An 11,754-nucleotide genomic window follows, 5' to 3' on the forward strand; every position below is an offset into this window, starting at 1 on the left:
TCTTAGTAACCTTTTCTTAGCAACCTTTTCTTAGTAATCCTTTCTCAGTAACCCTTTCTTAGTAATCCTTTCTTAATTCCCTGCTTATTGGAATCTGTGGCTTTCATGTTTCTCTCCTGTAAATTTGATTAATCTCACAAATCCACTTCTGCCCTCAGAATCCATTTCCATTTCTACAAAATAAATATAATCCGAGATTTCAGACAAACCTCCTGCTCCGCTGCTGCCTACTATCAGTGAATAGACCTTTGCGTTATACTTCTTTTTTGCTTCCTCCCAGCGGGCCAGTACCAGTTCGTCAGAAACTTCTGATTTGCCATCGGTTATAAAGAGCAGGTCTGCACCCTGAAAATCCTTTTCTTTCAGAGACTTAAGGCCTGAGGCAAGGGCGGTATTGAAGTCAGTCCCTCCGCCGAAGGTATAGAGAAGGAAATTAAGGAATTTTTCGGACATTTTTTTCCTGCTGCTAAGTTCGATTTCCAGGTGCTGGTTTGTCGAGGCAAAAAGGATAACTTTCATGTCCCTCTGCTGGGAAAGCATCAGTTTTGCCATAGCCAGCACCGCAGATTTAGCTAAAGTTTGGGGAGCTCCGTGCATTGACCCGGAAGTGTCCACAAGCACTATCATCGGGCCTCTGGGTTTTATGCGTGGAGGGCCTGTGTAATGCTTTCCAAGGAGCTGGTAGCTCAGGAGCTTTCCTTCAAGCATGTCTGCATAGAACTTCTTTTTCAGAGAAGGATTCAGGAGTTTTGCGGCTTCCATGGGCAACAGGTTATTAATGGAGTCGGAAAAACGCACAGTCTGTATCCGGTTTTTCCCGAAAGGTGAAAGGCATATATGGTCTGAGGGCGGGTCAAATTCCCGCCTGCCTATGAAATCTATAATTTTTTTCAGGTCAGGACTTTTTTCAAAAAAGGTCGAATAGTTTTTAAGCATTTTAAGCTGCACATAGAAAGGCTCTTTTTTAAGCTCTTTTACGGAATAACTCCAGTTGCGCCGGGGAAAAAGCAGAGCAAGCGTATCGAAAAGCTCCAGGTTTTCTTCCATTTCCGAAACGAATTCGTTCATTCTCCTGTATAGCCCCTCCATAACTCTTTCCAGAAACTCCTGGTACCCTCCTTTCTGCATGAATGACAGAACAACGTCGACAAGGGCAGATTCTCCGGAATTTTTCATTTCATGGTCTTTCCTCCCTGAAAATTCCGCAGGTCCCGAATTCCCCCACATAAGGAGAGTTTCTTTCAGGATTTCTTCAAATTGCCTCAGGACCTCATCCATTCCGGCATCAAGCTCCTTAAGACACTCTGTACCTGAAACACTGGTTGATTCTGAAAAGTGTCCCAGGATCTCATAAATCAAAGGCAGAAGAATTTTCAAGCCTGCAATTCCGGCTCCCCGGCTTTTTTTTGCAATTTTTCGGAGTTTAGGCCAGGGTTTTGAGTTTCTCAGGGTAAGAAGAATTGGATAAAAAGCTCCGAAAGTCTCAATAAACCTTTTAGGATCCTTAATCTCATAAGGCTGGCCAAAGAGGATCTCAAGAGTTATGATTTCGGCTATTTTTTCTCGTATTGGACGGGGAATAGTTCGAGGAAAGGCTATTGTGTTCCTGAGATCCCGTTTCAGCACGGTCGCAGTCTGATTCTGGAGTATAAGCAAATCCTGCAAGCCCTTATTTCCTGAGGCTTTATTTTCTGAAAAGGAGTAAGTTCCATATGAGGCTGCACCTGGATTATTTGGAAAATCCCCAGAGCTTTCCATATCAAAACCTCATTTAGATTATTTGATTTTAACATTTCTTTGTTTAAAGATACCTGGTTTAAAGATACCTGATTTGAAGCTACCTAGTTTAAAGATACCTGATTTGAAGCTATCTGATCCGAGCTCTTTATCTGAGTTTGAATCGAGAACCAATTCCCTTCATAAAACTGTTGACACTGTTGCCCGAATCGGATACGGAAATTTTTTCAATTTCTCTTTTTCCCGCTTCTTTTGCAGGCTGAAGTGCAGGCTTTGGTTCAGGTTTTGCTTGCCTGCTCTGAACTCCAAGCATTAACCGACTTTTCGATATAAGGTCGTTGAGCTCTGATAGTTCGGTACTTCGGGTATCGTGAAGAAGGAGAGCCTCGTTTCTGTCAAGCGTTGAGAGCCAGATATTTGCATTCATCAGGTTTTTGAGAAGTTCTCTTTCGGCTTCAAACCTGTATTTTACGCGTTCCATGCGATCGACCAGGGCTTCTAATTCGGTTTCAAAAATTTCTTTTTGAGCCTGTGACAGTGTGCTCACTTTTCCAGCGACTTCCTGGAGCGAATCAATTTTTTTCACAAGGTTGCTATAGGGATAGATCCTTGAAGATCCTTCAGCTTTAAGGGTATAGCTGTGATTAGGGTGGGAAATATGGTGGGTTTCGATTTCCTGCCTTAGCAGGAATTCTTCTCCGCAACTGTCGCAGATAATATTTACAGGAAGTTCATTTTTCAGAGCAATACTTACCGCAGCCTGGAGGTCTTCGGCTTCCTGGCACAGTTTTTCCGTGCTGATTCCGCCTGAAATTGCGAACTCAAAAACGGTTTTTCTTATGGTTTCTCGCTCTTCAGGCAAGTTCCAGAGCATGTGCTGAAGCAGGAGTACCATTGTCCTGTCCACGGTAGGGCATCCGCTGCTGCAGGCTGCAACCTTCAAGACCTGAATAACTTTTTTCCAACGCCGGTCCGAGATTTCAATTTCCTGAAGTTGAAGGCTTTTTCGGAGCTCAGTTATAATGACCTCAACATCAGGATCAACAGGCATGTCCTTTGCACGTGCTCGGAGTTCGTATATTGCGGAAACCCTGAGAGTTGCAGCAGGTTCGAATTCTTCAGGGCTCCTGAAAAGGAGGTCCCGGAAATTCTCATCGTCCTGAATGTAGGAGAGCCTGTACCTGAATAAAAAGCGGTCATAAAGAGCTTCAAGACTCTCATTTTCATCAGGAAGCTCATTGGATGCCCCGAAAACCGAAAGCAGAGGTACATCTACAAGCTCTCTGCCGTTATGGTATTTGTGCTCATTGAGGATCGTCAGGAGGCTGTTCAGAATCGCACTGCTCGCTTTGAAAATCTCGTCCAGCAAAGCGATATGCGCAGTTGGGAGGCAGCCATCGATTTTCCGGTGGAACTCGTCTTTTTCCAGGGCTTTTAAGGAAAGTGGGCCAAATAGCTCTTCAGGAGTGGAAAAACTTGTCAGGAGATAATTAAAGAAATTTCCTCCTTCGATTGACTGGCAGATATTTTTCGCAAGCTGAGTTTTTGCCGTTCCGGGAGGCCCCAGAAAAAGGAGGTTTTCTCCGGACAGCACGGCAAGGAGTGAGCCATTGATCTCGGCTTCTCGCTCTTTAAAATAAGCCATAAATACGGATTTGATCTCAAGAAGCTTTTCTTTCAGGAACAAACCTCCAGGTAAAGAGTATAGTGGAACAGATCAGGATAAAATCAATTTGCAGCCAGGTTTTAAGTCTTTAGTCTGATTCTATTTTAAACCTTTCAATTCTATCTGACCTTCTGAAAAATTAGTTTCTGGACATATAACTTTTTATTTTATATTTTAAAGAGTTACTGAATCCTTTTCTTCTAATTGACCTTTCGTTAACTAGTTTTTTGAGTTCAAAGGAACAGAGAATTAGATTTTTTTGCAAAACAAAGGCAACCAGTTTTTATACTTTACAATTTTTTTGTTTATGAGTGAACCGTGAAGCTTAAATAGGTTTAGAGTATTGTTGATTTATCAACTATTGATTTTTCAATTATTTAATTTTGTATAATTGAAAAATCAATATTATTATAATTCATTATATTCGGAAATTACTCCCTGAGAATATGCTTATGATTGCAAAATCAGGTGTAAAGAGGAACAGTGAATAAAATGGATGAAGTAACTCTGAAGAAAATAATTCTTCTGATGATGGAAAGAGACGCTCTTGACAATTTTATTTTTGAACAGACTTTTCAGAAGAAAATCATTAGCAAATTCAAAAATCTAAGCAAAAATCAACCCGTAGTAATCAAGATCATAGGTATGGAAGGTGAGATCATGCCCTCAACCATTGGGAGGTACACAGGTATGGATAAAAGCAGCCTCACTCGAATGGTTGATGATCTGGAGAGAAAAGGATTGGTATTTCGGAAAACTGACCCGGAAGACCGAAGGAAAGTGCTTGTTTCGCTGACGGAGAAAGGATTAGAGTGTTATAACTATTCTAATCAGATTCTCGATGAGTTGCTTAAGCTTGTAGATGAGAAGGATATAGAGGACTATGTCCAGAGTCTTGAGACAATGGTGAGGATTTTAAGAAAGGCAGTCAGCCAACAAATTCGATAAATTTAATCAGAAAATGGGTGAAAAGGAGGAGGAGGAAGTGACTCGTAAAATTATAGAAAATCTTCAAAAACTGGGGTTTACCAGAAACGAAGCTAAAATCTACGCAGTACTTGTCTGCCTTAAACAAGCGCGAGCCAGTGAAATTGCAGAAAGTTCCGGAGTCCCCAGATCTAAAGTTTATGGAACTCTCAGAGGAATGGAGAAGAAGGGATATGTCCGGATAATTGAAGGTGAACCAACACTTTTTTGCTGTGTAGAGCCTGAAGAGCTTATTTTCAGGATAAGGACGGATTTTATGCTTTCTCTAAGCGAGACTGCAAATGAACTTAACGCTTTGAGCCCTACAACTAAAGGATTTTCTGTAGGAAGTTTTCGCAAATTAAAAGTACGAGTCTAAGAAATAGAAGCCAGAAAAAGAGTGAGATTTTTAAAAAGCTATTGAGTAAGATTTTTAAAAGCTATTGAGTAAGATTTTTAAAAGTTATTAAGTAAGATTTTTAAAAGTTATTGAGTAAGATTTTTAAAAAGCTATTTAATGTAACCTCAGGTATTATTTAATTAACCTGCTTTTTAATTCTTATAATTTTACTTTGTTCTGGGCTTGTAACAAGACTTTTTATAATGTTTTTGTGCTCTGATTGTATACGTCTTATCCTGAAATATCCTGAAATAATTTAGTTTTGAAACTTTTTTCATTTTGTTATTCTTCCACAACCCAAACAATATTATTACTGTTTTAAACTTTGCCTCAGTTGGTAATCCACCTGACCTATTGCACAGCCTGAATGTTTACTTTGAACCTTCGGGGCCGGGTAAGTAACCTGAAGCAGACCTGGTTTTTTCTGAATCGCTTTGAAGCTTTTGCGAGTCTTCTTTCACATCCTTCTTCTCCAAACCGCACCGCGAAAGAACGATATCAATACTCTTTTCCAAGTCCTTTTCATCAAAAGGTTTCACAATACATCCAGACCCAGTATCCCAGATCTGTTCAAGAAGCTTACGATCCGAACAGGTAGTAAGGTAAACAACTGGAATACCGAACCTGGCAATTATCTCCTTTGATGCTTCTATACCATTCAGGTTACCTTTTAACATAATATCCATAAGCACAAGATCAGGTCGGGTCCTTTCGGCTTTGCTAATGGCTTCCTCTCCAGATGAAGCTACACCCGTAACAGCATGTCCCAGATTCTTCAGCATTATCCGTATTCCCATTGCAACGATATGCTCGTCCTCAACAACCAGAATTCTTCCTTCTACCATGTTACTGTTACACCCTTATTCAGCTTCAGAGAGCTGGATTTGAAACAGGTTTCCTACCTATTTCAGGCTTAAATCCTCCAATCTGTCAATGAAATTATCGGCCGGAACAGAAGCACTCGAACACATTCGATCTCTAAGTTATGAAAGCAATTCAAGAATTTCAATAACTGTTTGATTTAAATAACTGTTTGATTGCAATACTATGATTTCAATAACTATGATTTCATAATTATCACAAACCTTGGACCGAAGGCAAACTTCTGTATTGCTTCCGGTATTGAACCCTATATAAATTAAGATATATAACCCACCCCGTATGGCACTTACAAAAGAATAGGAACTTTAAACTGACCCTGTCAATGGCAAAGGGGAAGAACTTTGTCCGGGTGCAAGGGATATTTTGATCCTATTAAAAATTTTAATTGTACTATTAGTAAAAGTTGAGGGAGATGTTGGGAAAAAGGTGCCGGAAGAATAGGAAGGCACCTTTGTCTTTAAAGAAAAAGAGTAAACTTTGGCTGTCCGGAAGATTTCAGGATTTTTTAAATAACCTGGGAAAACAGTTTCCTGCTAGATAAATAACGAGTTTTTCCTGAGCCATCTGGCTTTCTTATTTCTTTGCTGTTGACCACTCGAGCTGTTATTTCATTCTGTTTCTGTTTCCCGAAATATCTTTCGTTCTGCTCTTTTTCGTCCTGAATCATTCCGTTTTTTCTTTTTCCTTCCTGTGCCTGTGCAGGGCTATCTCAATGCTGCTGTGCAGATCATTCTCATCAAAAGGTTTTACGATATAACCAAAAGGTTCAGTTTTTTTAGCCCTTTCAAGAATCTTATTATCAGAATAAGCAGTCAGGTAAACAACCGGGACATCAAACCTTTCCCTGATTTCACCTGCAGCTTCTACGCCGTCCATATCACCTTTTAACATGATATCCATAAGCACAACATCAGGGAAAGTACTCTCAGCCTTGCTAATGGCATCCTTTCCGGACGAGGCTACACCGGTAACCGTGTACCCCAAACTCTTTACCATTTTTTTTATTCCCATTGCAACGATATGCTCGTCTTCAACGACAAGAATTCTGCCTTCCACCTTTTTTCGTTCTTCTGCCATTATTCTTCCTTCCACCACTATCACACATTATTTATAATTCATTTTCTGAGAAAACTAATCTCGAAACTTGTTCCCCTGCATCGATCAAGTCTAATATCCCCTTCAATCTGATCTACAAGCGTTGTTACCAGCTGTAAGCCCAAGGAAGTTGTGTTCCGGAAGTCCAGATTCTCAGGGAATCCCTTGCCGTTATCTCTAACTATAAGGATCAACTTCTCATCCTTGTCCTCTGTTACGCCGTTAAGGTCAGTCTGTTCATTATTCTGCGGCCTGGATTTTGTATTTTCGGAGTTGTCAGGATCCTTATTCTGCAAGGTAGAGTTTTCTCTACTTCTGTGCAACTCAATATATATCTCTCCTTCTTTCTCTCCGGCAAAAGCATGTTTCAGAGAATTTGAGACCAGCTCATTGACAATTATTCCCAGGGGAACAGCCGTATCCATTCCAAGGAAAACCTTTTCGACATCCAACTTCAAACTCACTTTTCTGCTGTCCAAAGAGTAGGACTGGAACAGGTAATCTACAAGATTCTCAATATAATCCGCAAAGTCCACACTTACCATATCCTCGGACTGGTAAAGTTTTTCGTGGACAAGAGCCATTGATTTTACCCTGTTCTGGCTGTCCCTGAAAGCCTCGATCACATCCCTGTCCGTAAAATTTCCGGACTCAAGATATAAAAGCATAGAAATCACCTGCAAATTATTCTTAATGCGGTGATGAATTTCTTTTTTGCGGATTTCCTCCATCTGGAGAAGTGCATCTTCGGCTTTCTTATGCTCGGTTATGTCCAGAATAATGCCCTGAAGATGGACGTCGCCGTCCTCGCTGCGCTGGATAAATGTCCTTTCGTCAACCCAGCGGGCCTCCCCGGATTTTGTGAGAATCCTATATTCTGAGGTATAGTCCGCGCAGCCGGCTTCAACGTTCATTTCAAGTTCGTCGGTCATCTTTTTCAAGTCTTCGGGATGCACAATATCCCCATAAAGAAGCCTGTTCGAGGTGAAATCCTCTACCTCATAACCCAGCCTGGTAATATTTTCCGAAACAAACTCTGCAGGCCACTTGGGTTCATACTTCCACAGAAACACAATTACAGGACTTGTATTGATAACCCTTTCCAGCTCTTCCTTAAGCTGGTTGGAACGCTCAAGTTCTTTCGCATAGTCCAGAAGGGCTTTTTCCGCCTCTCTTCTCTGGGTTGTAATCATATCAAGAGCCTGACGGGTTTCTTCGATTCCGTCCGTAAGCAGCTTGAAATCACCCTGCCCATGGATACTGATCTGCCGTTTAAAATCATTCTGCTGGAATGCAGTAAGAACAGCATTTGAATCATCAATAATACTGTTCAAAGTTTCTGAGAATTTGTCAAGTGTATTTCCGAGTTCTCTAAACTCTCCCTGTACATCCACATTTACCCTCTCTTTTAACTCCCCTCTTGCAAGTGCATTGGTTACTCTTATAGACTCTCTTACAGGAACAATTACAGCTTTAAGGATTTCATTCAGGCCTGTAGGGATTTCTCTGAAATCTCTCTCCACATCTGTGTCTGCCCTGACATCAAGTTTTCCTTGAACCGCATCCTGGGCAATGTTCTTGAAATCCTTAACGATTTCATCTATTGGCCTTGTAATAGAAAGAGCAATCATATAAGCAAGAGCCGCCATAAACAGAATGGAAATTGCAGAAATGACCAGAAGCCTGTTCCGAAGATCAACAACACCTTCAAGCATTTCCTCTTTAGGAATTACAAGCACAAAGGCGAGATTTCCGGTTCGCACAGGTTCATAGAACATTACAACAGTTTTGCCTGTGGTAGAGTCCAGGGTCTCAATATATCCGCCAGTTCCGTTTTTTATATCATCTGCGGCTCTGGATATTTCTTTCGAATTAAAGTCGTAGAGACTCTTTTTCCCGATCCAGTCCTTGCGTGTAGGGTGAGAGAGCAGGACGCCTGTGTTGCTTACCATGAAGGCGTATCCTGTGTCAAAAGCTTTGACCTTACTCAAAACATCGTCCATATAATCAAGAGGTACATCCACACCGGCAATCCCTACAAACTCTCCATTTTTAAAAATAGGAGAGTCATAACTCACCATGAATATTCCTTCATAAAAGTAGGGTTCGGTCAGGACATCTTCTTCTCTGGCTTTTGGCAGCTGGTAATAATCAGAAAAATCATAGTGGACAAGAGGCTCAATTGTCATAGGACCTTTAATTTTATTGCAATAAGGAACAAATCTGCCTGTTGCATCGTGTCCTGAGGCGTTAATATATTCTGCATCTTTGCCATCAAAAGCGTTTGGCTCGTATCCCACATAAACCCCAATCAGATTTGGATTTTTTTCAAGGATATTCTCAAGGATGCCTATTACCTCAGTCCTGTTGGAAGCCTTGTAATTTTCCATTGTAAGAGCAAGAGTTTTTGCAACTGCGCTGTTAGCTTTCATGCCGGTATCGAACTGGTTTGCATAACTGCTTGCCATTTCAATTGATTTCTGATAAGCCAGCTTTTCTTCCTGGGAGGTGACCGTACTGATGATCACAGCCGTAGAAACTGCGAGAACAAGAAAAACCCCAACAACAATGTAGATAACTAGCTTTGATTTCAGGGGGAAATTATTAAATCTCATAGTCAAAACTCCAGCCAGTTATGAAAGAAAGGTGGAAGGCCTATTTTGGTCCTGCCTGTAAAGATAAGGCATGCTTCAGATTTCGATTACTTCTTGAGACAATTCATTATAATGCATGAAAAGCTCCCTTCCCCAGCGAAGAGCGCTTGCATCGAAACTCATCACTTTCCTATGGTCGTATTTTCCCTGCTTGTTGAAGAGGCAGATATACATGAATTTTTCAGTAACAGCAATTGTCGGAAGATTCAGGTTTTCCTCGCAGATCTTAACAACCGTACTCTCGGAGTCGAGCAGGGTTTCCAGCTCGTCTCTACAATCATTTTTTAGCCTTTCAAGTACGGCTTTTGTAAGCACTATTTCCATTTCAGCTCCGCTTTTTGCAAGCCTGGAATAAAGCGACGAATAAAGAGGATGATAGTAAGAAAGCGAACTCATGATGCATCTGGACTTTATAAGATTCTCCGTAAATTCCCTTGGAAGGTCAAACAGATGGTTAAGATCAGGTTCGATTACCATGCACTCACCCAATTCTCCAAGCCGCATAAATTGCTCCTGGGGAATGACACTTGTATCCCGGCTTGTCCAGTATTCCTTGTTTTCCTCGAGGACCTCAAGCGTATTCAGGAGAGGGAGCATGTTTCCTACAACAAGTTTTCCAATCTCCGAGAGCATATAAGTGTTCTCTTTCTGAAGGACCAGGCCCTGTTTTTTAAGGATTTTAATCTGGGGCATCATCGCCTTTGAGGTCACGTTGAGAGAGGTTTTTATTTGCTCAATATTCCTGGGACCTTCCATAAGCAGGAGAAGGAGATTTTTTCTTTTTTCAGAAAGCCAGATAGTGTCACACAAAGATGAGCTCATTGTTAACTTATATATATAGAGAGTACTTTTATTAAAAGATTATGTTACAAACGAGTTATATTTAAAAAAATTTTGATTTTTAAAAAGATTCTAAAAGGCTTCCTGAGCTTTGATAGACTAGGTTGAAAAATTTAACGGCATTAAAATATCACTTTACTTTAGAACCTGCATGTAGCTCTTTCTCCTACCCGAAACTTTTGCAAGAGCAATGCGAATCGGGCTATATATTATTGAAACCATAGATAAATCACTTGCCAGTTAACAAGAACAAATCCAACAAAAAATAATTGCCTGAAAGAACAATGAATACTTCTGGAAGGGCAAGTAATAAATTAGAACTAGCGTTAAAAACGGGATATATGGTCACAGGATAAACAAAAATGGCAAGAAAGATAGGATAAAGTGACCGCTAAAATTATTAAAAATGACAAGAAAAACGGAATAAAACAACCACCAATAATAAAAACTGTAAAATAAAAAACGACATAAAAAATGAACTAAAAATGGCGCATTAAAAACAGATTAAAAGTACAAACATTAAAAAACGATAGAAATTATTGCATCCTTTTGAGAAGAGATTAAAGAGTACTGCTGGATTCATGCCGGATCTATGTGAAAATCTGGCTGAAACTCACGGTATCTCTGGAGAACTAAAAAGGAACATTTCAGGTTTAACCGAAATTTTCCTTACTCCGAATTCCAGCAAATGCATTAAAAATGTACCAGAGCTTTGGTATGTGGGAATGCCATAGCTTCTGGATACCTCCGTAACTGAATTTTTTCACTATTACTATCTCAACTATAGCCCTATCTCAGAATAAACTACGCAGATGTCCAATTGGACTTTTTGATTTTTCAATATCAAGATAACCAATCAAAGTACAATAACTTATAAGTTGCAAAGGTTATTTCATTGCAGGTAATATGTCAGATTAGACAGTTAGTCCAATTGCAGTTATTAATTTCACTACAAACAATATACTTGGGATATGAGGTCTAATGATGACTTTTTACCTTGTAACGTGATATAGTCAAGTTATATTCTTCGTACTTATTTTCCTCACTTTTTCTATTTTTCCTCACTTTTTCTATTTTTTACCCCTTACTCAATTTTCGGCCAGAATGGTTATTTTCTTGTAGAGCTAATCCTAAAACTCAAAACAGTTTCTTTTGAGCTATAATTTGCAATTCTCAAAACTTTGGATCATGAAAACAGTTTTAAAAATATACCGATTGAGAATAAAAGTCACGCCTGTAATTGTTGCAACAAAAATCTCATTTATCATGAGCAGTTACATTATTTAGCCTCGTGACTAAAAGTTGGCTTTGGGATGAACTCGTAGAATTGAGATAGCGAAAATGTCTTTAGTTTCAAGGCTTTTTGTCTTTTGATAATAAAAAAATGAGTATGAGGCTTCAGGATTATTAAGGTTACATATTTTCTATAATATTATTATCTGTAAATTAATATTAGTATCTATAAATTAATATTATAATCTGTAAATTAATATAATTATCTGTAAATTAATATT

At 39.6% G+C, this 11,754-nt stretch carries 8 protein-coding genes; 2 read left to right on the forward strand and 6 right to left on the reverse strand.

Going from position 1 to position 11,754, the window contains the following annotated elements:
- Window positions 1–84 precede the first annotated feature (84 nt).
- Window positions 85–1,758: a VWA domain-containing protein gene (locus tag A9239_RS17605; RefSeq protein WP_048119261.1), complete on the reverse strand. Its 1,674-nt coding sequence runs from the start codon at window positions 1,756–1,758 to the stop codon at window positions 85–87.
- 127 nt (window positions 1,759–1,885) lie between these two features.
- Window positions 1,886–3,382: an AAA family ATPase gene (locus tag A9239_RS17610; protein WP_176722183.1), complete on the reverse strand. Its 1,497-nt coding sequence runs from the start codon at window positions 3,380–3,382 to the stop codon at window positions 1,886–1,888.
- A gap of 513 nt (window positions 3,383–3,895) precedes the next feature.
- Between A9239_RS17610 and A9239_RS17615 the strand changes: the two genes are divergently transcribed.
- Both A9239_RS17615 and A9239_RS17620 read left to right on the forward strand, forming a co-directional pair.
- Window positions 3,896–4,351 (forward strand): MarR family winged helix-turn-helix transcriptional regulator, encoded by a 456-nt coding sequence (locus A9239_RS17615; RefSeq protein ID WP_048119265.1) that lies wholly within the window; start codon window positions 3,896–3,898, stop codon window positions 4,349–4,351.
- A gap of 37 nt (window positions 4,352–4,388) precedes the next feature.
- On the forward strand, window positions 4,389–4,748 hold the full coding sequence (locus tag A9239_RS17620; protein ID WP_048123103.1) for a TrmB family transcriptional regulator: 360 nt from the start codon (window positions 4,389–4,391) through the stop codon (window positions 4,746–4,748).
- 392 nt (window positions 4,749–5,140) lie between these two features.
- Here A9239_RS17620 and A9239_RS17625 read toward each other — a convergent pair whose 3' ends face one another.
- The 4 genes from A9239_RS17625 to A9239_RS17640 form a co-directional block, all read right to left on the reverse strand.
- Window positions 5,141–5,614 (reverse strand): response regulator, encoded by a 474-nt coding sequence (locus A9239_RS17625; RefSeq protein ID WP_048119268.1) that lies wholly within the window; start codon window positions 5,612–5,614, stop codon window positions 5,141–5,143.
- A 700-nt stretch (window positions 5,615–6,314) separates the two neighbouring features.
- Complete coding sequence (locus tag A9239_RS17630) at window positions 6,315–6,728, reverse strand: response regulator (protein ID WP_048154930.1); 414 nt, start codon at window positions 6,726–6,728, stop codon at window positions 6,315–6,317.
- A 38-nt stretch (window positions 6,729–6,766) separates the two neighbouring features.
- Window positions 6,767–9,361 (reverse strand): histidine kinase dimerization/phosphoacceptor domain -containing protein, encoded by a 2,595-nt coding sequence (locus A9239_RS17635; RefSeq protein WP_048154927.1) that lies wholly within the window; start codon window positions 9,359–9,361, stop codon window positions 6,767–6,769.
- Between the two features lie 75 nt (window positions 9,362–9,436).
- The gene (locus tag A9239_RS17640) at window positions 9,437–10,222 is read right to left on the reverse strand and encodes a winged helix-turn-helix domain-containing protein (RefSeq protein WP_048119277.1); all 786 of its coding nucleotides are present in this window, start codon (window positions 10,220–10,222) and stop codon (window positions 9,437–9,439) included.
- Window positions 10,223–11,754 lie beyond the last annotated feature (1,532 nt).

Source organism: Methanosarcina sp. A14 (genome assembly GCF_001729375.1).
Classification (GTDB): Archaea; Halobacteriota; Methanosarcinia; order Methanosarcinales; family Methanosarcinaceae; genus Methanosarcina; species Methanosarcina barkeri.

Coding starts and splice junctions, on each gene's coding strand:
- A9239_RS17630 (WP_048154930.1), bottom strand. CDS start 6,728: ATGGCAGAAGAACGAAAAAAGGTGGAAGGCAGAATTCTTGTCGTTGAA.
- A9239_RS17605 (WP_048119261.1), bottom strand. CDS start 1,758: ATGGAAAGCTCTGGGGATTTTCCAAATAATCCAGGTGCAGCCTCATAT.
- A9239_RS17640 (WP_048119277.1), bottom strand. CDS start 10,222: ATGAGCTCATCTTTGTGTGACACTATCTGGCTTTCTGAAAAAAGAAAA.
- A9239_RS17625 (WP_048119268.1), bottom strand. CDS start 5,614: ATGGTAGAAGGAAGAATTCTGGTTGTTGAGGACGAGCATATCGTTGCA.
- A9239_RS17610 (WP_176722183.1), bottom strand. CDS start 3,382: ATGGCTTATTTTAAAGAGCGAGAAGCCGAGATCAATGGCTCACTCCTT.
- A9239_RS17615 (WP_048119265.1), top strand. CDS start 3,896: ATGGATGAAGTAACTCTGAAGAAAATAATTCTTCTGATGATGGAAAGA.
- A9239_RS17635 (WP_048154927.1), bottom strand. CDS start 9,361: ATGAGATTTAATAATTTCCCCCTGAAATCAAAGCTAGTTATCTACATT.